Annotated in this window: 16 protein-coding genes and 1 pseudogene; 1 reads left to right on the forward strand and 16 read right to left on the reverse strand. The window is 62.5% G+C overall.

Translation table 11 applies throughout. From position 1 onward, the window contains the following. Positions 1-124: 124 nt before the first annotated feature. Positions 125-493 (reverse strand): annotated as a pseudogene (locus ACVWZP_RS04260) (LysE family translocator); the annotation flags it as partial. A 129-nt stretch (positions 494-622) separates the two neighbouring features. Between ACVWZP_RS04260 and ACVWZP_RS04265 the strand changes: the two are divergent. Continuing rightward, positions 623-1,066 (forward strand): hypothetical protein, encoded by a 444-nt coding sequence (locus ACVWZP_RS04265; protein ID WP_128191368.1) that lies wholly within the window; start codon positions 623-625, stop codon positions 1,064-1,066. 36 nt (positions 1,067-1,102) lie between these two features. On the opposite strand, the gene ACVWZP_RS04270 is transcribed toward ACVWZP_RS04265, so the two are convergent. From ACVWZP_RS04270 to ACVWZP_RS04340, 15 genes are all read right to left on the reverse strand, one after another. Beyond that, positions 1,103-3,259 (reverse strand): TonB-dependent siderophore receptor, encoded by a 2,157-nt coding sequence (locus tag ACVWZP_RS04270; protein WP_457369416.1) that lies wholly within the window; start codon positions 3,257-3,259, stop codon positions 1,103-1,105. 242 nt (positions 3,260-3,501) lie between these two features. After that, positions 3,502-6,060 carry an autotransporter family protein gene (locus ACVWZP_RS04275; RefSeq protein ID WP_457369417.1) on the reverse strand — a complete coding sequence of 853 codons (2,559 nt, stop codon included), beginning with the start codon at positions 6,058-6,060 and terminating at the stop codon, positions 3,502-3,504. Positions 6,061-6,304: 244 nt separating this feature from the next. Beyond that, positions 6,305-7,066 carry a PIG-L deacetylase family protein gene (locus tag ACVWZP_RS04280; protein ID WP_457369418.1) on the reverse strand — a complete coding sequence of 254 codons (762 nt, stop codon included), beginning with the start codon at positions 7,064-7,066 and terminating at the stop codon, positions 6,305-6,307. A 203-nt stretch (positions 7,067-7,269) separates the two neighbouring features. After that, positions 7,270-7,869: an SAM-dependent methyltransferase gene (locus tag ACVWZP_RS04285; protein ID WP_057004601.1), complete on the reverse strand. Its 600-nt coding sequence runs from the start codon at positions 7,867-7,869 to the stop codon at positions 7,270-7,272. Beyond that, positions 7,866-8,624, reverse strand: a complete 759-nt coding sequence (locus ACVWZP_RS04290) for a PIG-L deacetylase family protein (RefSeq protein WP_017846399.1) — start codon at positions 8,622-8,624, stop codon at positions 7,866-7,868. Before ACVWZP_RS04290 ends, ACVWZP_RS04285 begins: the two co-directional genes overlap by 4 nt. Further along, positions 8,621-9,619: an acyl-CoA dehydrogenase family protein gene (locus ACVWZP_RS04295; protein WP_177030398.1), complete on the reverse strand. Its 999-nt coding sequence runs from the start codon at positions 9,617-9,619 to the stop codon at positions 8,621-8,623. Before ACVWZP_RS04295 ends, ACVWZP_RS04290 begins: the two co-directional genes overlap by 4 nt. Position 9,620: 1 nt before the next feature. After that, complete coding sequence (gene glgX / locus ACVWZP_RS04300) at positions 9,621-11,780, reverse strand: glycogen debranching protein GlgX (RefSeq protein WP_046383598.1); 2,160 nt, start codon at positions 11,778-11,780, stop codon at positions 9,621-9,623. A 129-nt stretch (positions 11,781-11,909) separates the two neighbouring features. After that, the gene (locus ACVWZP_RS04305; protein ID WP_017846396.1) at positions 11,910-12,179 is read right to left on the reverse strand and encodes a DUF2934 domain-containing protein; all 270 of its coding nucleotides are present in this window, start codon (positions 12,177-12,179) and stop codon (positions 11,910-11,912) included. Between the two features lie 23 nt (positions 12,180-12,202). Further along, positions 12,203-14,971, reverse strand: a complete 2,769-nt coding sequence (locus tag ACVWZP_RS04310) for a malto-oligosyltrehalose synthase (protein ID WP_457369419.1) — start codon at positions 14,969-14,971, stop codon at positions 12,203-12,205. Then, positions 14,968-17,052: a 4-alpha-glucanotransferase gene (gene malQ, locus ACVWZP_RS04315; RefSeq protein ID WP_057004598.1), complete on the reverse strand. Its 2,085-nt coding sequence runs from the start codon at positions 17,050-17,052 to the stop codon at positions 14,968-14,970. The genes ACVWZP_RS04310 and malQ overlap by 4 nt, the downstream gene beginning before the upstream one ends. Beyond that, a complete protein-coding gene (gene treZ / locus ACVWZP_RS04320) occupies positions 17,049-18,794 on the reverse strand; it encodes a malto-oligosyltrehalose trehalohydrolase (RefSeq protein WP_457369420.1) in 1,746 nt (581 codons plus the stop codon). The genes malQ and treZ overlap by 4 nt, the downstream gene beginning before the upstream one ends. A gap of 19 nt (positions 18,795-18,813) precedes the next feature. Further along, on the reverse strand, positions 18,814-20,370 hold the full coding sequence (glgA, locus tag ACVWZP_RS04325; RefSeq protein WP_457369421.1) for a glycogen synthase GlgA: 1,557 nt from the start codon (positions 20,368-20,370) through the stop codon (positions 18,814-18,816). Positions 20,371-20,851: 481 nt separating this feature from the next. After that, on the reverse strand, positions 20,852-21,805 hold the full coding sequence (locus ACVWZP_RS04330) for a D-2-hydroxyacid dehydrogenase family protein (protein ID WP_017846391.1): 954 nt from the start codon (positions 21,803-21,805) through the stop codon (positions 20,852-20,854). A 27-nt stretch (positions 21,806-21,832) separates the two neighbouring features. Continuing rightward, positions 21,833-22,846: an alpha/beta fold hydrolase gene (locus tag ACVWZP_RS04335; protein ID WP_457369422.1), complete on the reverse strand. Its 1,014-nt coding sequence runs from the start codon at positions 22,844-22,846 to the stop codon at positions 21,833-21,835. Positions 22,847-22,993: 147 nt separating this feature from the next. Then, complete coding sequence (locus ACVWZP_RS04340) at positions 22,994-26,824, reverse strand: hypothetical protein (RefSeq protein WP_457369423.1); 3,831 nt, start codon at positions 26,822-26,824, stop codon at positions 22,994-22,996. Positions 26,825-26,912: the final 88 nt, after the last annotated feature.

Raw genomic sequence — 26,912 nt, forward strand, 5'->3', positions numbered from 1 at the left:
GACGCACTGGTCATCCCACTATCGATTTTTGTACCGCTCGCCGGCAGCAAAATTGGGGTGCGGTTTAGTATTTACCATCATCGGAAGGCTGGGGGCGAAAAAAATATCTATATTGCTAGTCGTTAGGGTTGCCCGCCGCTACCAGAAACTCCTGACGCGCCAACGCCCATGTTCCTACCTTGGCCGTAACCGATTCGCTCTGCGCCTGCGGATCGGCCCGCCACAGTTGCAACGCCAGATAGAACAGATACGCCGCACCGACGATCTTGATCGCGTAGAACAACAACTCCGACGTTTGCAGCACCACCGCCAACCCGGCGGAGGCGAGGGCGATCATGCCGGCGAAGGCGAGCAGGCGGCCGATGCCGGCGAGGCAGGCAGTGCGGTAGCCGTAGCGCGTGGCGTTGCTGACGGACAGCAGGTTGTTGGGACCGGGTGCCATGTTCAGGGCGAAGCAGGCGGGTAGGAAGAGGACGAGGGTGGTGAGGTCCATGGCGGTTCCGGGTTCTGGCGGGGAGGGTCGAGGATAAAGGGGCTTGAGGGGGGAAGACAATCCATGTCCTAAAGTTTGCCCCCTTGACGTCGATAACCGCTGTGAACCACTCAATCATGGACCGATGAAATGGTACTTACCCTCAGTTCTACCTATATCCCGTCCGCCAATACCCACCTTACGCCTGCCGACCAGATACTCGTGGCCAAGCCTCTGACGGACCTCGCGAAGGACGCCGTGGCCAGCGCCGGCCCGGCGGCTGTCTACCATCCCAGCGCAGACGCTGAACCAATGCAGTCGCTGGAGGCTATCGATACGTGGGTCGGCCGCTCGGCATCACGAGCGCTTCCTCGGATCATCGAGATCGCCAAAGGCGCGCAAAGCGTGCTGAACGCCACGTTCAAGACATTCCAGTCAACGCTGGCGGCGACTTATCCGGATTTGGCCGGCACGAAATATGGCTTTACGGTGGAGGCCGATGGCACGTTGAAGGTGCTCAATGAAGCCGGTCAGCTCAGCAGTTCGCAGAGCACGGATGAAACCCGCGTTCGTGCGTCTTTTGCGCCTGCCTGACGATCGAGAACGGCTACCCGAGCGGCCTCATCAGCGTCAGAAACTGTACTTCGCCGTCACCCCAAAGCTGCGCGGGTTGCCGTAGGTGTCGTTGGAGCCCCAGATCGGGCTGTTGCCGATCGCCGAGTAGTAGGTGCGGTCGAAGATGTTGTTGGCGTTCACTTGCAGGTCCAGGTGCTGGTTCACTTGGTAACCGGCCATCACGTCCGCCACCGCGTAGCTGCCTTGCTCCAGGCGATAGCTGCCGTTGGTGAGGGCGATGTCGTTGTACATGCGGCTCTGCCAGTAGACGTTGCCACCGATGCGCAGTTTTTCCAGCGGGCCCTGGAAGCGGTAGGACGTGGTGAGTTTGAACAGGCGTTCCGGTGTATCGGAGCTGAAGCGCTGGTTGTCATTGGCCGGGTCGCTGTCCTTGATGAAATGCGCGCGGGTGTAGGTGAAGCCGCCGCCGACTTGCCAGTTTTCGGTGAGGGCGCCTTGCAGTTCCAGGTCGATGCCCTGGCTGCGCACCAGGCCGGCGGCTGCGTAGCAGGTGAGCACCGGGCAACCGGCCTGGGTGGCGGCGGTGGTGGCGCGGTTTTTCTGGTCGATCTGGAACACCGCCAGGCTGGCGTTGAGCGCACCGTTGAAATATTCGCCCTTGATGCCGACTTCGTAGTTTTCGCCCACGATCGGTTCCAGCACCTTGCCCGAGAGGTCCTTGCTGCTTTGCGGGTTGAAGATGTCGGTGTAGCTGGCGTAGACCGAGTGGTGCTCGTCGAGGTCGTAGATCACCCCGGCGTAGCGCGTCAGGTTGCGGGTGACTTTGTAGTCGCCGTCCTGGCTTTGGCGGTCGTCATAGTCGTACCAGTCCAAGCGTGCGCCGAGGATCACCTTGAGCGGGTCGGCCAGGTTGAGGCGCGTGGTCAGGTAGACGCCGTCCTGGGTGGTGAGGGTGTGGGTTTTGCCGTTGCGCTGGAAGTCGGGTTTGGCGCCGTTGAGCGGGTAATTGGTGTCGTAAGGGCTGTATTCCTTGGAGGTGGCGTCGTAGATGCGTTTGCTGGTGCCGACCACCACTTCGTGGGTGCGGCCGAAGGCGTCGACCGGGCCGCTGGCGAAGGTGTCGAAGGCGTACTGTTTGTCGTCCTGATGCGACTGGTAGGCGGTGCGCGCCAGCTCGGTCTGGTAGCGCGATTGGTAACTGCCGGTGAACACGCCGTCCAGCTGCGACGCGGAGCCGGCGACGTTGAGTTTCCAGCCATTGTCGAAGCGGTGCTGGATGTCGCCGAATACAGTGTTGATTGTCAGCTCCTTGTTTTCCCAGTCGCTGCCGGGGTTGGTGGAGCGGGGCAGGTTCAGGTGATGGCCATCGGTGCCGATGGGCAGGCCGCCCCAGAAGAAGTTGGTCTGGTCTTCCTGCCGGGAGAAACCGAGGGTGGCAGTGGTGTCTTCGCTGAGGTCGGCTTCGCTGATCGCGTAGAACAGGCCGTGGTCGCTGGTTTCGTTGTCGCGGAAGCTGTTGGCGTCGCGGTACGAGCCGACGACGCGGCCGCGCAGGGTGCCGCTGTCGTTCAAGGCGCTGGAAGCATCGAGCTCCATGCGATAGTCATCCCAACTGCCGGCCGCGCCGGTGATCGACACCTGCGGCGTAGCGGTGGGGCGCTTGCGCACGAAGTTGATCGCCGCCGAAGGGTTGCCGGCGCCGGTGACCAGGCCGGTCGCGCCGCGGATCACTTCGACCCGGTCGAACATCGCCAGGTTGGGCTGCACGCTGTTGGCGTAGCCCGAGTAGGCGCTGGGCAAGCCATCGAACATCATGTTGTCGATGTCGAAGCCGCGCGAGCTGTAGGTCTGCCGGCCGGGGCCGCTGGACTGGCTGAGGAACAGGCCGGGGGTGTTCTTGACCACATCGTTGACGCTGGTCATGGCCTGGTCGTCCATGCGCTGGCGGGTGATCACGGTCACGGCCTGCGGGGTTTCGCGCATGGTCAGCGGCAACTTGGTGGCTGTGGCCATAGCACCGGTGGTGTAGGACTGGGTGCCTTCGGTGGTCTCGCCGAGTGCCTGGCCGCTGATCTCGGTGGCGCCCAGTTCAAGCGGTGCCGCGGCCTTTTCGGTATCGGCCGCCAGCGTTGTCTGGGTGCCGCTGAGGCAGATGGCCAATGCCAATAGACTGGGTGAAAAACGCGTACCGACAGGTTGTTGAACGGACATGAATCTGAGCCTCCCCCGAGCGCCATCCATGGCGAATAATAAACGTATTGATAATTATTCGCGTGAGTGTGGCAGATTGAATCCGCGCAAAAAAGACTTGGGGGAGAATTACTTAACAAATTTTTCACATCTGTCGGGGGGACAGATCACCCTCCCAGCGCGAAATCATCCGCCGCTGCGTGGGCTCGCGGTCGCCGATGGGCTGGCGCTCAAACCGACGGCACCGCGAAAAAAAGTCGCTGTCAGAATTCCATTCGCAGGCCCACGGTGCCTTGTCGGCCGTTGAGCATCTGGCTGTCCAGGTTGCGGTTATAGCCGACTTCGCTGTACAGGCTGACGCCCTTGGCCACGTCCAGCGTGGCGCCCAGACTCAGGCCCAGGGTGGTGGATTTCTGTTCGGTGTCGATGTCTGTCACACGGTTAAAAGTGACGGTGTTCTGCCCGGCGGCGGTGTGCCAGATATTGGCCCGCGCGTAGGGCTGCAACGGCAGGCCACGGACCTGATAGTCGCCGCGCAGGCGTATGCCCAGGCGCGTGGTGACGTTGGTGTCGGCGTTGTAGGCCACGTCGGAGATGCCATCGTTCTGACTGTCCAGTTTGGTTCGGCTCAGGATCAATTGAGCCTGCGGTTCAACCACCCAATCGGCGGTCATCTGGAACGGCCTGCCGACCTCGACGGATGCGGCGACGTTGTGTCCACGGGTTTTCATCTTCACCCCACGGTCCGATTCGTTATTGCCATCGAAACGGGTGCCCATCAGCACCAGATCGAGGTAGGCCTGGTTGGCGCCGATCAGTGTCCAGTAAACGCCCAAGCTGTCACCGCGCAAGGTGGTGTTGCCAGCGGCCTTGTCTTGCCAGCCGCCGTTGAAGCCTTTCACGTCACCTTTCAAGCGACTGTGGCCGACGAAGAAGCCGACTCGCTGCACCGCGCCGTTGGCGGTAGCGCTCGCGTACACGTCGGTACCGATCTGGAAGGCGGAGATCGAACTGTCCAGCGTCGGGCTCACCGTGCCGGCAAAGCTCTGGCGGCTGCTGTTGCCATACACACGCCCCCAACCGGCAGGAAACGCACCGGCCTGCTGTTGTTGGCGCTGATCGCCCATGCGTTCGTGATAGGTGCCGAGCATGGCCTGTACGATTTGTTGCGCGGCAGGAAACAACACCGCGTAGATCGGTACTTCCGGGCGATAGATCGGGATCGGCGTGAGGCCCGGATTGGTCGGCAGTTCAGGGGTGCCCACCACCGGTTCGGGGAGCGGCGTCACCGGGCCCGGCAGCGGCGCCACCGGCACTGAAGAGCGCAGGTAGTAGTTTTCGCCCGTGCCCGCGTTGTCGCCCCCTTTGAACAGGTAGTAGTCGAAGGCGCCTGCGGAAACCCGGTTTGCCAGGGTGAACTGGGTGCCGGCGCCGCTGGCGCCGTTGATTGCGCGGACCACCTGGATGCCGTCCTGCACGGTTTCGGCCCCCGGCCCGGCGAGATTGGTCACGCTGATAGCGGTGGTGCCACTGATCTGGCCCGTGCCGATCACCAGCAAATCGCTGGGTGAGCCGTCGCTGCCCAAGACGCTTTGCAAGGCGAGTCGGCCAGCGTTGCCGTTGTAGTTCCCGTTCACTGTCAGGGTGTCGGTGGCGCTGGTACTGCCGGTGGTCATGTCGATCAGGCCGCCGTTGTTCAAGGTGACGGATTGGCCGGCGGTAAAGGGGTCGATCGAGCCGCTGGTGACGGTCAATTTGCTCGAGCCGTCGAGGCTCATGATGCCGCTGCCAGTTGCGCTGTCGCCCAGCACGAAGGCACCGCCCAGCTTGAGGTCCGAGCCGTTATCCAGCAGCACCTGTTCCCAGCCGGTATAGCGTGCGGGGACGTCGGTCTGGGTGTTGTCGAATGTGAGCGTGTCGTTACCCAGGCCACCATCCACCAAGGGGTTGGAGGACAGCGACGTTTCGTTGAGGTTTTTCAGCAGCGCGGTGTCGTCGTCGGCGCCCATGACGATCAAACCGTTGACCTTGCCGCCATCGTGCCAGATCAACTGGTCCTTGCCGAAACTGGCGAGGATTTGCCCGTTGACCGTGCCGCCGCTGACTTCAATCAAGTCATCGCCGCCGCTGGTGCTGATGTTGCCGCCGATGTAACTGGTGCCCGAGACGAGAATATGGTCATTGCCGAACCCGGTGACCAGATTGCCCAGGATGGTGCCGCCTTGCATGTCGAACACGTTGTTATCGAGCTTCATATCGACCCGGCCAATGGTGCCGCTTCTCATCGTGGCTTGGTCGCCATCTTCAAACGCCCCGGTGATGACCCCGCCGCTCATGTTGAAGGTGTCCAGGCCATCGCCCTGGGCCAGGGAAGCGATGGTGCCGCCGCTCATGGCAAAGCTGTCGATGCCGCCGCCTTGGCTTATTGCACCCGCCTGCCCACCGGTGATCTGTACCACATCCGCGCCTGCGCCTTGGGTGACCGAGCCAGTGACGGTGCCCAGGTTCAGGCGGAAAATATTCGCGCCGTCGCCTTGGTTCAGCGCACCGTTGAGCGCCGCCGTCGGCCCGTTCACGTCCACCAGGTCGTTACCCGCACCGAAGGTGACATTGCCGTTGATGGCGCCGCTGCCGCTGATATTCAGGGTGTTGTTGCCACCGGTGTCGGTAAACCCCGGTGCCGAGGCACTGTCGCAGGTGGAGATGTCGTCGCCGGCGCTGTTGTTGATCGTGCATGCGCCATAAGAGGGGAGTGGCCACGCCGTCACGGCGATGATTGAGCTGATGCCCAGGTACAACAAAGAAGATGTTGGTGCGCGCATGACCCGTCCTCGTTCGAAGGGAACATCTCCCGGCACCTGGACAAGCAGGTGCGTTCGGACCATGGCAACAACGAACGATACGGATCAGGGAGTACCGGTTACCCGATTCTGAAAACATCGGCCAATGCAAAGGGTTGGCATGGCTTTCTCGACTGCGCCTTAAGCAGTGCAGGTTTTTTGCACCTTAGTCGCACATCAAACGGGCCGCCACTGTCAGAAATAACAGGTATAGACGAGTGAATTTCTAGACGAACACGATCTCATAGGGCTCGCGCATCCGCTCCAGCAACACCTGGGCGAGCATCGGCGCGAGCCCGATCTCCGGGTCTCCGGCCAGTTGGCTGGCATAGGCATGGGCCGCATGCAGCTTGCGCGCCACGCTCCAGGTGTCGAGGCGCACCTTGCGCGCACGCTGCCAGGGGATCATCGAACCTTCCCGCGCCGTCCAATGCCAGGCCCAGATCGGTAGCTCATACAGACGTGCCCCGACCAGGCTGCATGCCTTGGCGCTGGCACGGCCGACGGCGTCGTGGTCGGCGTTGCCGTCGTTGCGCCAGGTGCTGAAGACCACATCTCCGGGCTGCAGATATCGGGCGATGAGTTGGCTCATGGGGTGTTCGCTGGCGGCCAGCGCGTCATCGCGAAAGCCGCCGCGAATCCACTTCAGGCTGTGCAGCGGCATGCCCAGCCGGCGCAGCGCTTCGACGCTTTCCTGGGGTCGCACCACGCTCAAGCGCCTCGCCGACCAGACATTCGAGCCGGGGTGGCTGGCGCTGCCGTCGGTGATGGAAATCAACAGCATCGGGTGTTCGAGGGCGCTCAGCCGTTGCAGCAAACCGCCACAGGCCAACACTTCATCGCCGGGGTGGGGCGCGACGATGACCACTCGCGCACCCGCAGGCACCAGCGAGTGAGGATGAATGGCGGGGATTTGCGCCAACTGCGGGGCACTGTTCCAGATCTGCGCTGGACCGCGGCGGCTTTCGCTGAGGGAGGCGGGTTTCATGGCGGGCACGTCCTTGTCAATTGATGCTGGGTCGTAGCCCGTGGACGGGACGACGCTCTTTTTAGTCGCCGCAGGCTCCGCTGCAGCGATTGCTCGGCATTTCAATCCTGGATTGCCAGCAAGGCGTCCTCAGCATAGACAAGGATTCGCTGCTTTCACATCTTGTAACTTCGATTTTTTTTAACGGGCCCGTTTCAGGCCGCTCAACGCAGGCCCTCATGGGTGGCGACCGACGTACCGTCGCGGCTCCAGAGGTCGAGCAGGAAGTCACTGTCGTGGTGCCGCGCAACACACGGCATGGCCAGCCGTTGCTCGAGCAGCGCGTGCACTTGGGCGGCGGTTTGCGGGCAGCCGTCGATCGGCGCGCGCCAGTGACAGGCCAGCAGTTGACCGTCGTCGCTCAGCGCGGCGAGGGCGCAGTCGATCAGGCGGGTGAGGTCATCGGCGTCGAGGTAGTAACACAGCTCGCTCAGCACGATCAGGTCGAAGCGGCCGTCAGGCCACTGTGCGGGCAGGCGACTCTGCTGCACCTGGGCATGGGGAAATCCCATCAGACGTGTCTTGGCCAGGGCCACTGCTGCGGCCGCGGTATCGCAGCACACCAGGCGGTCACAACGCGGCGCCAGTTCGACGCTCAGTTCACCATTGGCGCAGCCGGGCTCAAAAATCGCGGCGTAACGCGGGCGGGTCAACAGCGCCAAGGTCAGCGCGCGCTTGCGCTGCTCGTACCAGCGTTGACGGAAGGCCCAAGGGTCATCGTTGTCGGCGAACAGCCGATCAAAATACGGTGTCGCCACGCTCATACAAACACCACTTCAAAAGGCTGCAGCAAACGCTCGACGACATACGGTGCCAGCACCGGCGGCAAGCCGATCTGCGGATCGCCCTCCAATTGGCTGGCGAACGCGTGGATGGCATGGCGCTTGCGCGCGACGACTTGGCAACTCAGCGGGAGTTTGCGCGCGCGATGCCACGGTACCTGGCTGTCTTCCGGGGTTGCCCAGTGCCAGGTCCACACGGGCAACTCGTACAGGGTCGCGCCGACCGCCAGTGCGGCACTGGCACTGGCGCGGCCGACGGCTTCATGGTCGCAGTGGCCGTCTTCGCGCCAGGTGGTGAACACCACGTCCCTGGGTTTGAGGTGGCGCTCAATGAACGCGGCCAACTGCGCTTCGCGGGCGGCGACCTGGCTGTCGGTAAACCCGGCGCGCAGCCACTTCAACCGGTGCAGCGGCAAGCCGAGGCGGTGCAAGGCCTGGGCCGACTCCTGCGGGCGCACCACGCTGAGGCGCTCCACCGACCAGCGCCGCGAACCGGGGTGACTGGCGCTGCCATCGGTGACGGAGATCAACTGGATCGCCCGACCCAGCGCGGCCAAGCCTTGCAACAGGCCGCCGCAGCCCAGCACTTCATCGTCCGGGTGCGGTGCGATGATCACTGCGCGATGCCCTTCGGGTACCAACTGTTCGACGCTGATCGGCGCCAGTTCGGCCATGTGGGACGAGGTCTGCCACTGATGCAGCGACGTGCCCTGGCCCACGATCGGATTGGCTTTCATAACTGCCACCTCCCAGGTGGCTCGGCGGCAACCTGTTCACCGAGGGCGGCCAGGTCACGCTCGGCATGGCTTTGACGTACATACACCGGCAGGTCCGCCATCAGTTGGGCAAAGTGCGGATCTTTGCAAAAAGGCCCCGCACCGGCGGCGCGACCGACGTGGCGCATGACCTGTTCAACCGTGTCTTCGAGAGACGCGCGTACCTGTTGGGCCAGTTGCCTGGCATCGGCCAGCGGGGCGCGGTCGATCTGCCGCGCACTGGCGCGCAGCACGCAGGCGGCACTGTTCAAGGCGCTGTCGACCGCGCCGAGGTGGGCCAGGGCATGCGGTTCCGCACGCCTGTTGCACTGCTCGCGCAGCACTTCAGCCAGGCGTTGCGCGGCGCCATACCAGCACGCGGCGATACCGACGGCGCCTTGCCAGAAGCCGGGGCGGGCGAGGTAGTCGCCGGGCCTGCCGATGCCAATCCCGCTGGCCGCCTCGAACAGGACATCGACACTGCCGGTGGCCGCCATGCCTACCGCCTGCCACCCCTCATCGGTCACGCAGATGCCGGGCTGGCCCATCTCCACTGCGACCAATTGCTGGCGATCCTCCTCGTCCCAGGCCGTCAACAACCCATGGCTGACCACCGCCGCCCCCGAACACCAGGCTTTACGCCCCTGCAGCACCAGACGATGGCCGTTGCGCCGCGCCCGCACCCTGGCCGTCGGCGGTTCTGCCGCCCACATGCCCCAGAGGCTGCCCTCCGGCGGCAAGGGGCTGCGCAGCTCGGCAATGATTGCCAAGGCATCGGTGTGACCTTCGAACAACTTGCACAAGCGCAGGTCGTGTCCGGCGACCTGGGCCAAGCGGCTGAACCGTTCGAGGGTCTGGCCGCTGCCGGGGAGCGGCAGGCGGTCCAGCCCCTCGGCCTGCAGCGCCTTCAAGGCCGCGCCCAGGGCCTGCGTGTCCGCATAGCCTTGGTAGCCTTGAAGGAATCCATGCAGGCCCATGTCACACCTCTTCGTCGTGCTGCAGTTCAAACAGCAGCAGCGAGCGCCCGGTGACCGCGTACTCATGGTGGAAATCAAAGCGTTCCTGCCCGCGTATCGTCGTGTCATGGGTGTCGAGCATGCAGGTCCAGAACTGGCCTTCCGGCACGGGGGGCAGGCGGAAATTGACCAAGTCGTGATGGGCGTTGACCACCAGCAACAACGTGGCATCGCCACCCGGACGGCGAATCCCGGTCTCCTGGGCGCGGCCATCCATCAGCATGCCCAGGCAACGGCCGTGACTGTCTTCCCACTGTTCGGTGCTCATCTCGTTGCCATCCGGCGCGAGCCAGGTGACGTCCTTCACGCCGATGTCTTCGTTGTAGTCGCCCACCAGGAAGCGGCCACGGCGCAGGATCGGGTACGTCATGCGCAGTTTGATCACGCGCTTGACGAACTTGAGCAGCGCCTTGCCGTCATCGTCCAGCTCCCAGTTGACCCAGCCGATCTCGCTGTCCTGGCAGTAGGCGTTGTTGTTGCCGTGCTGGGTGCGCGCGAACTCATCCCCGGCCACCAGCATCGGCGTGCCTTGGGCGAGCAGCAGGGTGGCGAAGAAGTTGCGCATCTGGCGCAGGCGCAGGGCGTTGATTTCCGGGTCGTCGGTGGGGCCTTCGACGCCATGGTTCCAGGACAGGTTGTTGTTGCTGCCATCCTGATTGTTTTCGTCGTTGGCTTCGTTGTGCTTGTCGTTGTACGACACCAGGTCATGCAGGGTGAAACCGTCGTGGGCGGTGATGAAGTTCACTGAGCTGTAAGGCCGGCGGCCACGGTGGTTGAACATCTCGCCGGATGCGGTCATGCGCCCGGCGAAGTCCGCCAGCTGGCCGTCATCGCCTTTCCAGAAGGCGCGCACGGTGTCGCGGAAGCGGTCGTTCCATTCCACCCAGCCCGGCGGGAAGTTGCCCACCTGATAGCCGCCGGGGCCGCAGTCCCAGGGTTCGGCGATGAGTTTCAACTGGCGCAGCACCGGGTCTTGACGGCAGGCGACGAGGAAACTGTGGCGCTCGTCGAACCCGTCACGATAACGGCCGAGGATGGTCGCCAGGTCGAAGCGGAAACCGTCGACGTGCATCTCGGTGGCCCAGTAACGCAGGGAGTCGGTGACCATCTGCAGCACGCACGGGTGGCTCAGGTCGAGGGTGTTGCCGGTGCCGGAATCATTGATATAGAAGCGCTTGTCGTCCGGCATCAGGCGGTAGTAGGAGGCGTTGTCGATGCCGCGCATGGACAGGGTCGGGCCGCGCTCGTTGCCTTCGGCGGTGTGGTTGTAGACCACGTCGAGAATCACTTCCAGCTTGGCTTCGTGCAGGTGCGCGACCATCTCCTTGAACTCGGCGATCTTGCCGCTGGCCAGGTAGCGCGGGTCCGGGGCGAAGAAGGCGATGCTGTTGTAGCCCCAGTAGTTGGTCATGCCTTTTTCCAGCAAATGCTGGTCGTTGACAAAGGCGTGTACCGGCAACAGTTCCACGGAAGAAATACCCAACTGGCGGATGTGCTTGAGCAGATCGTCTTCCATCAGCCCGGCGCAGGTGCCGCGCACGGCCTCGCCGACCGAGGGGTGACGCATGCTGATGCCGCGCAGGTGGGTTTCATAAATGATTGTGCGGTCCCATGGCACGCGCACCGGTTGGTCGTCGCCCCAGGTGTGCGCCGGGTCGATGACCTTGCACTTGGGCACGAAGGGCGCACTGTCGCGTTCGTCGAAACTGAGGTCGTCGTCGGGGTGGCCGATGGTGTAGCCAAACAGCGCCTCGGACCATTTGAGCTCGCCCACCAGCTGTTTGGCGTAGGGGTCGATCAGCAATTTGTGGTGGTTGAAACGGTGGCCGTTGGCCGGGTCATACGCGCCGTACACACGGTAGCCGTAAATCAGCCCGGGGTGGGCGTCGGGCAAGTAGCCGTGGAAGATTTCATCGGTGTATTCGGGGAGTTCGATACGTTCCAGTTCGACCACGCCAGCGTCGTCGAACAGGCATAACTCGACTTTGGTAGCGTTGGCCGAGAACAGGGCAAAGTTGACACCCAGGCCGTCCCAGGTCGCCCCCAGGGGGAAGGGCAAACCTTCGCGAATCCGCGATGGTTCGTGGGCCGGGGGGGCCTGTTTTTTATCGGCTTTGCTCATTGTGTTGCTCCTGCATGGGGCTTTTTTCGGGCCGAACGTAGCCCTGCTGACGAGGGGTCAGCTAATAATCGGGCAAGTGGCTGACCTCCGGCCGGGGTTGCCGGCCGGAGGTTCATGACGGCACAGGGCTTACGGCTTGGGCTTTTTTGTGGCCGCCGGCTTTTTAGCCGCCGGCGTGGCCGGTTTGCCTGCGGCCGCTGCCGGCGGCTTGGCTTTTGCTGCCGGCTTGGGCGCGGTTTTCGGTTTGGCGGCGGGTTTGGGCTTGCTGGGTGTCAGTGCTTCGGCTTCTGCCAACTTGCGGGCCATTTCCCAATGGCGCGCATCCTGACCTTGCGGCTTGCCCTCCGATTCCCAGATCTGATACGCGAATTCGCGAACACGTTTGTCTTCAGTACTCATCACAATGTTCCTCGCAGAAAATTTCAGCTTGATTGATCATCAGGATCGATAAAGACGTTGACCGGGAAATCCCCCAGCGCAGTGCTGATCAACAGCTCCTTGTCTGGTGTGACTGCGCGTGTATGAAAAAGTCCCTTCCAGTTTTCGGTTGGCGCGGCGAACGGTAATTTCACTCGGGTATCGCCCCAAACCCGCGCATTGACCTGGGGATGCACACCGTTTTCCAGCAGGCGATAGGGCCAGCGCGGCACCACCACCAGTGCGCGTTTGCCCTGGTATTCGCGGCAGAACGCGACCACGTGCTCGGCATGTCGACCGACCACGTCCAGGGGCGTGTAGCTGCCCCGATGGAACAGTTCAGGATGGGCCTTGCGCAAGGCCAGCACCTGGGCGATCAAGGCTTGTTTGATACGCCCGTCCCGCCAGTTGAACAACAGCTTGCCGATGTCCGGTGGGGTAGCCAGCGCGTGCTGCCGTGCGTTGAAATCCACCGGGCGGCGGTTGTCCGGGTCGACCAGGCTGAAGTCCCAGAACTCATTGCCCTGGTACAGGTCCGGCACACCCGGCACTGTGACTCGAAGCAAGGATTGCGCCAGCCCATTGAGCGCGCCAGCGGGGGCAATCGCTTGGGCGGCGGCGCCGATGGCGGTGCGCAGTGCGCGGCCTGCGTCGCTGAGCAGCAGGCGCGTGAGAAACGTTTCCACGCCCTGTTCGTAAGCCTCGTTGGGCGCGCTCCAACTGCTCTGCAACTTGGCTTCGCGCAGGGCCTTTTGTTGCCATTGCCAGAGGCGTTGTTGATAGGCTTCGAGTGCCGGCCGGTCGTCCAGGTGCAGGTCCAGCGGCCAACTGCCGAGCAGTACCTGATAGAGGATCAACTCATCGCCTGCCGATGGGCTGCTGGCGTCGTTGCGCAACGGCGCGGCGAGGCGGCGCCAATGCGTCACCTGTTCGGCATACCACCCTGCGCACTCACTCAACACGGCGAGGCGGGCGCGGCTGTCTTCACCGCGTTTGTGGTCGTGGGTGGCGGTGGCCAGCAGGTTGTCGGGGAACGCCTGCAAGCGGTGCTGATTGGCCGCGTGAAAATCGGCCAGCGGTGCGCTGAACTGTTCGGTACTGAAGCCCACGTCGTTGCGCGACAGCAACACCGCCGAGCGATAGAACGCGGTGTCTTCCACGGCTTTGGCGGCGGCCGGCGAGGTCAATTGCTGGAAGCGCACGCAGGCGTGCTTGAGCAGCTTGCGCTCGCGGCCGAGCGGGCGATTGCGCCACGGTTGGCCGCCCAACCATTTTTCCAGGTTGTCCAGCACCGGCCAGTCGCCTTCGCTCAAGGTGCTGCGCGCGCCCGCCAGGGCTTGCAGGAAAAACGTGTCGTCGCGTTCGCTGCGGCCACAGGCGCTGATGTAGGTACGGTACACCGGGAAATGCACGATCAGTTCCTGCAGGGCGCGGCGGATCGCGCCGAGGGTCAGGTCGCGGCTCATCACGTCGTCGCGGGCCACTTGCAGCAAGGCCTGGGCCACGCTTTCGAAGTCGCCGGCGAGGGAGCCGTTGAGGATCTGCCGGCGCGCCAGCCAGGCTTCTTCGATAAAGGCCGACGGCCGTTCGCTGTGCCGGGTCCACAGCTCGGCCAGCGTTGCGAAGCCTTGCGGGCGGTGTTGCAGCAGCGACAGCTGGTTCATGAATTCGTAGCCGGTGGTGCCGTCCACCTGCCAGTCCTCGCGCAGGGTTTCGCCTTCGCCGAGGATTTTTTCGACGAAAATTGGCAGGTGACGCTCGGGCGACAGCGTATCGACCCGCCGCCGCAGCTTGCGGCAATACCCGCGTGGGTCGGCCAGCCCGTCGATATGGTCGATGCGCAGGCCATCGACCAGCCCCTGGCTGATCAACTCGAAGATCTTGCCGTGGGTGGCTTCGAACACGGCACTGCGTTCTACGCGCAGGCCGCCCAGATCGTTGACATCGAAGAAGCGCCGCCAGTTGATATCGTCCGCCGCGGTGCGCCAACTGGCCAGGCGATAGGCCTGTTGCTCCAACAGCCCGTGCAGGCGCTGGAAACCTTCGGGCTGACGTGCGTCGAAGGTGCCCAGCCGCTGTTCGATGGCCTGCCGCACGGCGTTGTCGGTGGCGCGTTCGGCCAGGGCTTGTTTGAGCCAGGCCGCTTCGGCGTAGGCATCGCTCTGGTAGGCGAGGGTGCTGAAGCGGTCGGCGAGGGGCTTGAGCAGTTCATCGGCGCCCAGAATCGTCGCGTAATCTTGTGGGCAGATCGGGAAGCGGTGTTCGTAGTGCTCGACGGAAAAACTGCCGTGCGCGGCGTCGAAGTGCAGGGTCAACGTGCCGTTTTGCAGGGCTTCGCCGTAGTCGCTGGCGAGGAACGGCATGAGCAATTGGCCCTTGAGCAGCGGGTCGGGCGAGTGCCATTGAATGTCGAAGAATTCGCAGTAGGGACTCAACCGGCCCCATTCCAGCAGGTCGAGCCACCAGGGGTTGTCGGCGCCGCCCACGGCCATGTGGTTGGACACGATATCGAGGATCAGCCCCATGTCGTGTTGGCGCAGGGCGGCCACCAGGCGGCGCAACGCCGCTTCGCCGCCCAGCTCCGGGTTGACGGTGGTGGGGTCGACCACGTCATAGCCATGCATGGAACCTGCGCGGGCACTGAGCAGCGGTGAGGCATACAAATGGCTGATGCCCAGCCGGGCAAAGTACGGCACCAGAGCCACCGCGTCATCGAGGGTGAACCCTTTATGAAACTGCAGGCGCTGGCTGGCGCGCAGGGGCAGAGCCTTCATCGGTCACGCTCATGGGCTTGATTGCGTGCCACCGCCAGCAGTTCCAGGCGGCGCGCGGCACCCGCATTGTCGAGCAGGCTCGCCGCCTCACCCGGCAGGCGGCGGCGCCAATTGGGGTGGGTGTCGATGGTGCCGGGCAGGTTGGCTTGTTCTTCGAGGCCCAAGGCATCTTCCAGCGGCAGCAGCACCAGCGGCGCGCGGGTGTGGCCGAGGTAGCGCACGCTGGCGTCGATCATGTGGTCGGTTTCATTGCGCACTTCATCGACGAAGTTCTGCGGGTCCTGGCTCAAGGCCTGGCGCAGTGCCTGGCGTTCGCGCAGGCGGTGCTCGCGCCATTGCTCCGTGGTGGGCGCATCGATCAGGCCGAGCTGGACGTTCCAGTCGATGTCGCGGCTGTGCCACCAGCCATTGAGGGTTGGCAGGTCGTGGGTGCTGGTGGTGGCCAGGGCGTTGTCCGGCCAGTCGAGGATCGGCTTGAATTGGCCATCATGACCCTGTTCGAACAGCAGCACGCGCATGCCCAGAATCGAGCGGCCGATGAGTTTGTCGCGCAGGCCGTCGGGCACGGTGCCGAGGTCTTCGCCGAGGACGATGGCCTGGTGGCGGTGCGATTCCAGCGCCAGCAGACGCAACAGATCGTCCACCGGGTAATACAGGTAGGCGCCGTCCTGGGGCGAGGCATCCATGGGCATCACCCACAGGCGTTGCAGGCCCATCACATGGTCGATACGCAAGCCGCCGGCGTGGGCGAAATTGGCCCGCAGCATCTCGATAAACGCACGGAAGCCATGGCGCTTGAGGCCTTCCGGGGCGAAGGCGGAGATGCCCCAGCCCTGGCCGGCGCGGTTGAGAATGTCCGGCGGCGCGCCGACGGTCAGGCCGGCGAGCAATTCATCCTGGCGGCTCCAGGCCTGGCTGCCGCCACCGTCGGCGCCGACGGCCAGGTCGGCGATCAGGCCGATGCTCATGCCACTGCCTCGGGCGGCTTGTTGGGCGCGTTCCAGGCAGCGCGCGATCAGCCATTGGCCGAAGGCGTAGAAGCCGATGTCGTCGCGGTTTTCCTCGGCGAAGCGCAGGAGCGCCGGGCTTTGCGGGCTGCGCCATTGCTCTGGCCAATGGCGCCAGTCGAGGTCTTCGCCAGCGGCGGCGCGCGCGGCCTGGACCGCTTCGAAACGGCAGTGGTTCTCCAGGGCTTCACCGCCCGCCTGGCGGAAACTGAGGAAGTCGGCGTGTTGCGGGTGTTGACCGTGGCGGAAGTCGTCGTACAGGGCACGCAACAGGCGGTGTTTGGCCTTGGCCGCGGTGGGCCAGTCGATCAGGGTGTGTTGTTCGAGGGTGTGCAGCTCGTCGGCCAGACCGCAGGCCTCGATGGCATTGCGCACCTGGCGCTCACCCAGGATGCAGCCGGGCGATGCGTACAGGCTATTGAGAAACAGGCGGCTCGACGGCGAGTACGGGCTGTAGCGCTCGGGGTCGGCGCTGAACATCGCGTGCATCGGGCTGATCGCCAGGGCGTCGGCACCGCGTTCGGCGGCCGAGCGGGCCAGGTGTTCCAGCGCCAGGGTGTCGCCGAACCCGCCGTCGCCGAGGCGGCGCAGGGCGTACAACTGGGCGCTCAGGCCCCAGGCACGTGGGGTTTGACTGTCGACGGCATCGGCGACGCTGTAGCAGTGACGAGGGGCCACGGCCAGGGTGAAGGCCTGGTCGGCGATATGCACTTGGTGGTAGCCGAGGGCGATCACGCCGGGCAGTACTGCGTTGCCGTCGAGGCGTAATTCGAGGACTTCGCCCTCCTCGAGGCTGACCCGGCAGACGGTGTCGGGCGCGAAGTAGCGCGCCAGGTCCAGGCCTTCGCCACTGTCGACGGTGAGCAAGGGCGGCAGGTGTTTGTCCTGTTGCACTTGCTCCAGGTCTCGCAGGCTGGCGTCGATCTCGGCATCGCTGTCGGCCGGGTGGCCCAGGCCTTTGAGGACGGCGCGCAGGGCGTCCGGTTTGACACGTTGCGGGCGGCCGTTTGCGTCGATCCAATCGACCGCCAGGCCCGCTCGGCCGGCGAGGATTTCCAGGTTCGCTTCGCTCAAGGGTGCTCTCCAACAGGGGATAGGGTAACGCGTGCGCTGAAGGGCGCCAGGTGCACGTGGTCATGCGCTGGCGTTTGGAACAGCACATGCTGCGCAGCGGGGTGATCCAGGGCCGTGGCACTCAGGTTCAGGTCGATCTGTAACAGGCTGCCGTTGCCCAGGCGCCAACGCGCACTGACGGCGCGGTCTGCCAGCACCTGCGCACCGAGGGCCACGCTGCCGGGCAGGTGCGGCACGATATGCTGGTGGCGCAGGCGCAGCAGGTGGCGATAGAACTCGGTGTGTTCGTTGGCGGCGAATGACGGCGCCGATTGCTCGAAGGTCGGCAGCGCGTTGGGATCGGGAATCCGCTCGCGCCGCTCGGGGTCGTGGAACGCGGCGAAATCGGCGAATTCATTGCGACGTCCTTCGCGTACCGCTTCAGCCAGTTCGCCATGGTGGTCAGTGAAAAACAGAAACGGCTCGCTGGCGTTGACTTCATCGCCCATGAATAGCAACGGAATCATCGGCGACATCAGTAGCAAGGTGGTCGCCGCCTTCAGCGCCTGGGGCGAACACAGTTGGTGCAGGCGTTCGCCGAGGGCGCGGTTGCCGATCTGGTCGTGGTTCTGCAAGAACGCGACGAAGGCGGTGGGCGGCAAGCCGCTGCTGGGTTCGCCGCGTGCATGCCCGTGGCGCGTGGTGTGGCCCTGGTAGACAAAGCCGTCGCTGAGGCAACGTGCGAGTTTGGCGGTAGGCGCTTGGGCAAAGTCGCTGTAGTAGGCATCGGTTTCGCCGGTCAGCAGCACATGCAATACGTTGTGGAAGTCGTCGTTCCATTGCGCATCGAAATCGTGTTTCAGCAGGCTGGCCTGGTTCAGTTCGTTTTCCAGCACCAGCCAAACATGACGGCCGATGTCGACCTGCTGGCGCACCCGGTGCGCCAGTTCCCGCAGGAAACCGGGGTTGTCGATGGCGTGTACCGCGTCCAGGCGCAGGCCGTCGAAGCGGTAGTCGAGCAGCCACATCAGGGCGTTGTCCAGAAAGAAGTCCCGCACTTCACGCCGCTCGAAGTCGATGCCGGCGCCCCATGGCGTATGCACATCTTGCTGGAAGAAGTCTTTGGCGTACTGGCCCAGGTAGTTGCCATCGGGGCCGAAGTGGTTGTAGACCACGTCGAGCAAGACCGCGAGCCCGTGTTCATGGGCGCTGTCGATCAGATGCTTGAGCTGTTCGGGGCTGCCGTAGGCGGCGTGCGGCGCGTAGGGCAGCACGCCGTCGTAGCCCCAATTGCGCTCGCCGGGGAATTGCGCCAGGGGCATCAACTCAATCGCGGTAACGCCCAGTTCGGCCAGGCGTGGCAGGTGCTGCTCGACGGCTGCGAAGCCGCCCAGTGCGCCGACATGCAGTTCGTAGATCACCGCTTCATGCCAGGGGCGGCCCTGCCATGGGTGGTGTCGCCATTCATAGGCGAGCGGGTCGACCACCAGGCTCCAGCCATGCACGTCCGAGGCCTGGGCCCTGGATGCGGGATCGGGGACATCCATTTCCCCATCGATGTTGTAGCGGTAGCGCGTGCCTGCAGGGCACTTTATCTCCGTTTCGAACCAGCCATTTGCCTGGGGCAGCATGGCGACCGAGCGGCCATCTTGCAATTCAACGCTGACATAAAACGCGTCTGGCGCCCACAAGGCGAAACGCGTGTGTTGCGCGTCCAGCATGATTGCGCCGTGGGGCCAGGTTTCCAGAGTCCGTAACGGCATCTATGAAGACCTCCCTTGATTATTTAGTCGATTTCCCCAGCGCCTTGGCCACCAGTTGTTCATACAGTTCGGCATAGGGTTCGACCGCCTGGCACCAGTTGAACGGTTGGGTCATCGCCCGGCAGCGCATGGCGTTGAGCAGGCCTGGGTAGGCGAACACTTTGAACGCACGGTTCAGGGCTTCGCGGTAGCTGTCCACGGTGGACTCGTTGAACAGAAACCCGGTGACGCCGTCTTCGATGGTGTCCGCCAGGCCGCCGGTGTTGCGCGCCACCGGCAGCGAGCCGAAGCGCTGCGCGTACATCTGGCTCAAGCCGCACGGTTCATAGCGCGACGGCATCAGCAGGAAGTCGCTGCCGGCAAACATGCGGCGGGCGTCGGTTTCGTTGAAGCCGATGCGTACACCGACCTGGCCCGGGAAGCGCAGCGCCAGTTCGCGCATGGCCTGTTCTTCTTCCGGCTCGCCACGACCGATGATCGCGATCTGGCCGCCGTTCTCGACGATAAAGCTGGCGACCGCTTCGGTCAGGTCCAGGCCTTTTTGATAGACCAGCCGCGAGACCACGGCGAACAGCGGGCCGGCGGAGTCATGCAGGCCAAACAGGTTGCGCACGTGGGCGGCGTTGACTGCCTTGCCTTCCCAATCGCCGATATTGAAGTTGTGGGTCAGGTGCGTGTCGGTGGAGGCTTCCCAGCTTTCATCGATGCCGTTGGGAATGCCGCTGAGCAAGCCTTGCTGGGTCTTGCTGGCGAGGAAGCCGTCCAGGCCGCAGCCGAATTCCGGGGTGGTGATTTCCTGGGCGTAGGTGGCGCTCACGGTGGTGATGTGGCTGGAGTAGGCCATCCCCGCCTTGAGGAACGACATCTTGCCGTAGAACTCCATGCCTTCCTGTTGCAGCGCATGGGGCGGAATGCCCAGCTCCGGCGTGGAGGCCAGGCTGACCACGCCCTGGTACGCCAGGTTGTGGATGGTGAACAGGGTCGGTGTGCGTGACCCACGCCAGTGCATATAGGCGGGGGCCAGGCCGGCGGGCCAGTCGTGGGCATGCACCAGGTCCGGGCACCAGTGGATCTGGGCGAGGTTGGCGGCCATGTCGGCAGCGGCCAGGCCCAGGCGCGCGAAGCGGATGTGGTTGTCCGGCCAGTCGCGGCCGTTGTTGGCGCCATAGGGCGTGCCTTCGCGCTCGTACAGTTCGGGGCAGATCAGTACATAGATAACCAGGCCATCCTTGAGGTCCATGCGCCCGATCTTGCATGGCGGCAGCGCGGCGTGGCCACCCAGTTCGCCGATGATATGGATCGGGTTGTCGCTTTCCATCACCTGCGGGTAACCGGGGATCAGCACACGCACATCGTGCAAGTGCCCCATGGCGCGGGGCAGGGCGGCGGAAACATCGCCTAGGCCGCCGGTCTTGACCAGGTCGGCAAATTCGGAAGTGACGAACAAGACTTTCTTTCGATTGGGGTTATGACTCACGACCGGCCGCACAGCATTGGGCAGATCGACCAACGATGTTGGCCCCCCTGCCGATTTACTAAAACGCTCTCCCTGAGTTTCTACTGCGGCACTGATCATAGTTCTCTCCCACATGTTGGTTGGCTGGTGGCCCGCTGCCACTAGCTCCGAAGACCGCTTCCTGCGGCCAGACGCACAAGCGCTATACAAACTGGCAAGGCTTGTGCCAGTTGCACGGTTAGCTGAAATAGATTGGATGGACGGGCATTCGGTCTGAACCGCTTATGCACGCCTTACCCTAAACCTGACCTACGGCAGAGTTTGAAAGTTTCGATTTTTTGCGGGGCTTTTGTTTTTGAACGGACCCATCGAGCTTGAGTCTAGGACAAATCCTAAAGACTGTAGGGTTTATGTGGAAATTTTGTAGGACAAAAAAACTTGTAACGATATGCGACGTTAGAAAACGGTATGGGCGCCTGGCGATCGGTGGATAGCGCGTGGCGAGGGCGCGCGGTCCGGTTGGTGGGCTGGCGCCCCGCTTCAGGGGCGTTTCGGGAGCAGGCGCCTCGTCATCGCAGTGCGCGTGCGCTGAATTGGTGCGTCAGCCGAGCACGCGAATGGGCGTGCCCGCGGCCCAAGCCTGGATATCGGCAATCATCTGCTGATAGAACTGCCGGTAATTCTGCTCGCTGACATACCCGACGTGGGGAGTGGCCAGTACGTTTGGCAAGCGGCGCAACGGATGATCGACCGGCAATGGCTCCTCGGCATACACATCCAGCGCGGCTCCCGCCAGGCGGCCGTTGCTCAAGGCCTCCAGCAGCGCCGGTTCGTCCACGATCGGCCCGCGTGCCGTATTGACCAGGCGTGCCGTCGGCTTCATCCAGCCGAGCGCCTCGGCATCCACCAGCCCACGGCTACGCTCGCTGAGGACCAGGTGGATGGTGAGAATATCGGCCTGTGCGAACAAGTCGCGCTTGCTGACCCACGTCACCCCGGATTCCGCCGCGCGTTGCGGTGTAAGGTTTTCACTCCAGGCAATCACCCGCATCCCGAACACCTGGGCAAATTGCGCGACCTTCTGGCCAATGCTGCCCAGCCCCAGGATCCCCAGGGTCTGGCCATGCAGGTCGCCGCCCAGGCCCACCTGCCAGTGGCCGGCGCGCAGGGAATTGGCTTCGGCCAGCAGGTTGCGCGTGGACGCCATGATCAACGCCCACGTCAGCTCCGGTGCCGCGTGTTTATAGCTGTCGGTGCCGCACACTTGGATACCCAGGGCTTTGGCGGCGGCAAGGTCGATGGCGGCGTTGCGCATGCCACCGGTCACCAGCAGCTTGAGGTTGGGCAGGCCTTGCAGCAACGGGCTATCGAAGGTCGAACGTTCGCGCATCACGCAGATCACGTCGAAGCCTTTCAGGCGCTCGACCATCGTGGCGGTGTCCGCCGGGTAATCATGCAGAAAATGCACCTGACCGAGCGCCGCCAGGGCTGACCAGTCCACCACATCACGGGCGACGTCCTGCCAATCATCAATGACTGCAATCTGTAGCGACATACGCGGGCGCCTCTTAATAACGTTGGATTAAAGGTGGTCGAGCCCCTGCAGCAAGGCCTTGTGGAACTGCGCCGGTTCTTCCATCTGCGGTGCGTGGCCCAGGCCGGGGAATTCCACCAGGGTGGCGCGAGGGATCAACTTGGCTACCTGTTTGCCCAGCACCGCGTAGTGCCCGATCTTTGCCTTTACCGCCGGCGGCGCGAGGTCTTTGCCGATGGCGGTGGTGTCGCTGGTGCCGATCAGCAGCAGCGTGGGCACCTGCAGGTCCTTGAATTCGTAGTACACCGGCTGGGTGAAGATCATGTCGTAAATCAGCGCCGAGTTCCATGCCACCTGGGTGTGGCCGGGGCCTTTGTTCATGCCGGCGAGCATCTGTACCCAGCGCTCGTATTCGGGCTTCCAGTGGCCGACGTAGTAGGTGTCGCGCTCGTAGCTGCGGATGCCGTCGGCGCTCACCTGCAGTTCGCGTTCGTACCATTGGTCGACGCTGCGATAAGGCACGCCGAGGGCTTTCCAGTCTTCCAGGCCGATCGGGTTGACCAGCGCCAGTTGCTCGGTTTGCTCTGGGTACAGCAGCGCGTAGCGGGTGGCGAGCATGCCGCCAGTGGAGTGGCCGAGCAGGGTGACCTTCTGAATGCCGAGTTTTTCCAGCAGTTGGTGGGTATTGATCGCCAGTTGCTGGAAGCTGTACTGGTAGCTGTCGGGCTTGCTCGAGGTGCAGAAGCCGATCTGGTCGGGTGCGATCACGCGGTAACCGGCGTCGCTCAACGCCTTGATCGAACCCTCCCACGTGGCGCCGCAGAAGTTCTTGCCGTGCAGCAGCACCACGCTGCGACCGTTGGCTGTGCCGCTGGCCGGGATGTCCATGTAGCCCATTTGCAGGGATTTGCCCTGGGACTGGAAGTTGAAATGCTCAACCGGGTAGGGGTATTGGAAACCCTGCAACTCGGGGCCGTAGGCCGGGCTTTCGTCGAAAGCAAGGGCGAGAGGGGGGCCGCTCACCAACAAGCTGGCCATGCAAAGGGTGCGGATTGACGGCATAAGTAAGACTCCGGAGACGTCGCCGGATGCTGGCGCAAATGGATTAAACGCAGGTTAACGCTGTATTAAACGTAGGCGCACAAAAAAGGCGAACTTATTGGTTAATAAATTCGCCTTTCGTTTTTTCAACGGACTCCGTTTTGGGGGTCAGATAATCGCGTAACCCGGAAATTGGCCGGTACCCCAATTAAGATACGGAGGAAGGCCACCGCCAGTGGCGACATTGACCGTGTAATGACTTGATGGAGATATTGGAGGAATACCTTCGTTAACCCAAACCTCCTCACTGCGAGGGAATCGGTTGCTGAATCGCCCCCTCAGGCTAGAGGCCGTATCGTATCTGAGCATTATGCCACCGGTACTGGCGATGACACTGTTCATATAGTTCCAGTCTCCAACCCCAACATAACGACATCTCCTGCCGGAGCCGGTGACCTGGATGTTGTAGCTTTTTGACTGGTTCGCCTGATCTCTAACGGTAATGGTTGTGATCCCAGGCCCCGTGAACGTCAGTCGTCCGCGATTGGCATTATCAACGATGGCCACTGATGTGTTACTGGAGCTAAACGTCAGGGCTCCCGCCCCCACGCCCCCGCTGGCGCCACGACCGATATTGCCGGTATACGCGACATCGGTGAACCCGAAGCCTTCCAGTATCCATCCTCCGAGATCCACAAACATCGTAGAGGTATCGAGACCTATTGCAGGTAGTGTCCTGACGACGTAGTTCGTCTCCGGGAAGTTGACAATCTGCGATTCCTTGTTTGCCCCGCTGAAGGCTACCCTGAAGACCACCCTGATCCGGGTGTTATCCGCCAGCGCCGCGAACCAGCTCCGCAATACCGCTATTCCAACCAGGCCGTTCGCTGCTTGCGTTGTGTCGATAAGGTCACCATCGATCACAGTCAGCGAATTTTCACCGGCTATGCAGTACATCCAGACTTGTTGATCCTTGGCACTCAAGGCCCATTTCGCCACGCTTGCCAGTGGATTGCCGGTGATGTTTTGCAGATTGATCACACCGCCTTCCTCGATGTTGTTGATCCGCGGTGCAGGCAAGTCTGCGATGGGAATAGTGTCGACCCTCACCGTCTGCACCTCGGACGGAATGGGGTCGGGGAAGTCCGGGTTCTCCACCCAATACATCAGTTGAATGGTCGTGTTCACGCTGTAATTCAAAAATCCAGCGCTGGTCAGGTTGAACACCACTTCTCCGCCGTCCAGGCCGTTCAGGCTTCTTTCTCCTTCGCTAGAATCGGCGAAGATCCACTTCAGCGTAATACGGTGACGGCTTGTCATACCGTCATATTTAACGCTAACGGTGACGTTGTGTTCATTGCGCAACGGGTCATATGTTACGTCAGGCCCGACGCCTGATGCGCCATTGATCACCGGATGTGGCAGGGTGCCGGGAACTGCTTGAACTATATATTCGCGCACGCGGAACAGGGTGGCCTGGCTTCTGTCGGCGCTGCGATCAAAGCTGACCCAGAAACTGATCGTCAGGTGCGAGCCGTCCTCGAGTTTGCGTAACTCGTCCACTGGCGTCGGCGGCATAATGCCCAGTCTCGCGCCCTCTTCGGTGACCAGGTTCGCGGAGTAGGTGGCTTCAAAGTAAGACGCACCATCGGTATAGGTGCCGCTATATTCCAGCCACATCTGCTGGAATTGGTGAATAAATGCCCACAGATTGATCAGCGTGCGCTCCTCGCCGTTGAGCTGGGAGATATTCAGTACCGGCCGGTCCTGACCTTCGATAGTAGGGACCGGTAACGTGGTCAAGGGCAACAACTGCAGAAACAGAGTTGGTGACGGTATTCTTCGTGTGCCTCGCAGCACAAAGTACTGCACTTCAATCAGGCGGCCTTCGGGGAGAATATTGGCCCCAACGGTATCGCTCGGCACGTCGAAATGCACCGTTTTCGACGTGTTGCCGTTCTTGATTTCTTCGTGGGTGCCGATACCGGGTACGCCACTCCACACGGCCATGATTCTGTCATTGGGCGACATCGTCAGGAACGATATTGCAATGGTTGCCCCCGTTGTTGCGGACTCCGGCCGCAGTTCGTCGGGGTGCCTCGACGCTTCGATGACTTCCGGCCTTGGCAATTCGCCGATCGCCTTGCCAACAGTCACTTCAAGGATTTCGGAGCGTAGCGTGGTCGAACCGCGTATGAGCGTATAGCTAAACCGAATCGTGCCATCGTTGTTCAGGTCGATAAATTCGCGGTCCACCGGGAACGAAATTTGTCCCGCCACCACCACGTCAATTTCGCCTCCAGTGCTGCCGCCCACACCCGAGCCTACCCAGCGCCAAACGACTTTGTCGCCCGGTGCAAAGCGAGTGAAGGGCAGCGTGGTATCGACCTGAAAGATCACATCGTTCGGGTCGATGTTGCCATTCGCGTCGACTCCGTCAATCAGCGGTGCCGGCAGGTCGGCGATACGTTCGCCAATCTCAACCACCCGGTGCTCGGACTCACGGACTGTCAGCACGCCGGCGTCCAGCACTGTGTTGACGCCGTCGTTGACGCGATAAAACACGGCAACAGGACCGAGGCCGATGAACCGCGCAAAATTGGCCGCAGTGACAATCCTGAAGCGCGTAGGCGGCGGCGGTGCGCCGGCTTGCTGGGTTTGCTCATAAAACACTACGCCGCCACCCGCTTGCTGCGCCTCCATGCGTAACGTAACGGGGAAGTTCGGGTTATAGGGGGTGTAGACCGGGAAGTTGATTTTGAGGTAAGGCACGGTCGGATCGATCAATCCCCCCTCATCTTCCTCGATATCAACGGGCGGCATGGTGGAAACGGTACCAAAAATCGTGATAGTCGAACGGCGGGACTCACCAATGACGGTGCCCAGTGGGAATTGCAACTGGTAGGTGATTTGCATCGAGCCGTTGATCAGGTCTTTGAGAATACTGTTACTGACGTCGGTTGTTGCCGACCGACCGGGTCGTGCAGCAAATGGCGGTAACTGAACCGTGATCTCCGTACCGTCGAAGCGCGTGCCGGGCAGGGTCACCAGGATCTGAGCGCCTGTGGGGATCGCGGAGCCATTGGGAAGCCGGGTGGGCACAACCACTTCGATCTGGAAATGGCTTTCTGCTTGTGTGTCGAAGTTGACATCGGAAATGTCCTCGCCATCCACCAAGAAGTAAGGTTGTTCGAGCAAGTCCGGGTTCAAGTCACTTTTCAGGCGCACCGCTTGGGACCACTGCTGCAGTTCCCCGGAGAAGTTCAGTACGACGTCATACACCCTGAACCTGATGATGACTAGGCCGCTGCCACCTGGCAGTAGAATGATCTGCGGTGGGACAAATACCTCAATAGGCGCGAGCCCGTCCGCCTGGGCCTCGCTCAGCACATGTGTCACCAAATGCCCGTTCCAGTAGAGCTCGATGGTGTCGCCCTTTAATGCCTCAGGGTAATGCTCGATGGTAATGAGCACGCCTTCATTTGCGCGGTCAGGGTGCAGTACGGCACCCGGGCCACTCAAGTCGGCGGGCAGATGAAGAATCAACGCTGAGTGGTAAAACTCTCCTGGGTCCTGATCGACCCCTCCAGGGCGCGTTGCTTTGATAAACCAGGTTTGCTCGTCTGATGTACTGACCGTGTTGCTCCCTATTCGCCTGACCAATCCAAAGCAAGGGAACACAATACCCAGCGGCACAAGTTCGCGTGGTACCGAGAGCTGGAAGCGGTTCTGGCCAACCTGGTTATCGCCCACTTCGCCCCACGCGACAGGGAATCGCCTATCCGCCATGTAATATTCGAAAACGTCGTGGGCACTCAGCGACGTCCAGCGTTCAAAGGTAATCAGCAAACGGTTTTCGATACTGCGGATGCCAGCTCCTACATCAGCAGGAGGATCTATCAGGGGGCGCACAGTGTTGTCGTTGTAGGGTGGGGGTTCGAGGTCCGCGATGCGCGTGGCGTAAAGAACCGGGAGGCTGTCGCTAGTTTCGTCGGACATGGAAGTGCTCCTTGTAGGCTCATTTTTAAAGTGCCGTGCAAGGTCAGCAGACATCAGGTGCGGGCCTGGGTCTAGCTGTGAGAAATGA

It is taken from the genome of Pseudomonas sp. TE36184, from assembly GCF_054060055.1.

Coding starts and splice junctions, on each gene's coding strand:
- ACVWZP_RS04265 (WP_128191368.1), top strand. CDS start 623: ATGGTACTTACCCTCAGTTCTACCTATATCCCGTCCGCCAATACCCAC.
- ACVWZP_RS04270 (WP_457369416.1), bottom strand. CDS start 3,259: ATGTCCGTTCAACAACCTGTCGGTACGCGTTTTTCACCCAGTCTATTG.
- ACVWZP_RS04275 (WP_457369417.1), bottom strand. CDS start 6,060: ATGCGCGCACCAACATCTTCTTTGTTGTACCTGGGCATCAGCTCAATC.
- ACVWZP_RS04280 (WP_457369418.1), bottom strand. CDS start 7,066: ATGAAACCCGCCTCCCTCAGCGAAAGCCGCCGCGGTCCAGCGCAGATC.
- ACVWZP_RS04285 (WP_057004601.1), bottom strand. CDS start 7,869: ATGAGCGTGGCGACACCGTATTTTGATCGGCTGTTCGCCGACAACGAT.
- ACVWZP_RS04290 (WP_017846399.1), bottom strand. CDS start 8,624: ATGAAAGCCAATCCGATCGTGGGCCAGGGCACGTCGCTGCATCAGTGG.
- ACVWZP_RS04295 (WP_177030398.1), bottom strand. CDS start 9,619: ATGGGCCTGCATGGATTCCTTCAAGGCTACCAAGGCTATGCGGACACG.
- glgX (WP_046383598.1), bottom strand. CDS start 11,780: ATGAGCAAAGCCGATAAAAAACAGGCCCCCCCGGCCCACGAACCATCG.
- ACVWZP_RS04305 (WP_017846396.1), bottom strand. CDS start 12,179: ATGAGTACTGAAGACAAACGTGTTCGCGAATTCGCGTATCAGATCTGG.
- ACVWZP_RS04310 (WP_457369419.1), bottom strand. CDS start 14,971: ATGAAGGCTCTGCCCCTGCGCGCCAGCCAGCGCCTGCAGTTTCATAAA.
- treZ (WP_457369420.1), bottom strand. CDS start 18,794: ATGCCGTTACGGACTCTGGAAACCTGGCCCCACGGCGCAATCATGCTG.
- glgA (WP_457369421.1), bottom strand. CDS start 20,370: ATGATCAGTGCCGCAGTAGAAACTCAGGGAGAGCGTTTTAGTAAATCG.
- ACVWZP_RS04330 (WP_017846391.1), bottom strand. CDS start 21,805: ATGTCGCTACAGATTGCAGTCATTGATGATTGGCAGGACGTCGCCCGT.
- ACVWZP_RS04335 (WP_457369422.1), bottom strand. CDS start 22,846: ATGCCGTCAATCCGCACCCTTTGCATGGCCAGCTTGTTGGTGAGCGGC.
- ACVWZP_RS04340 (WP_457369423.1), bottom strand. CDS start 26,824: ATGTCCGACGAAACTAGCGACAGCCTCCCGGTTCTTTACGCCACGCGC.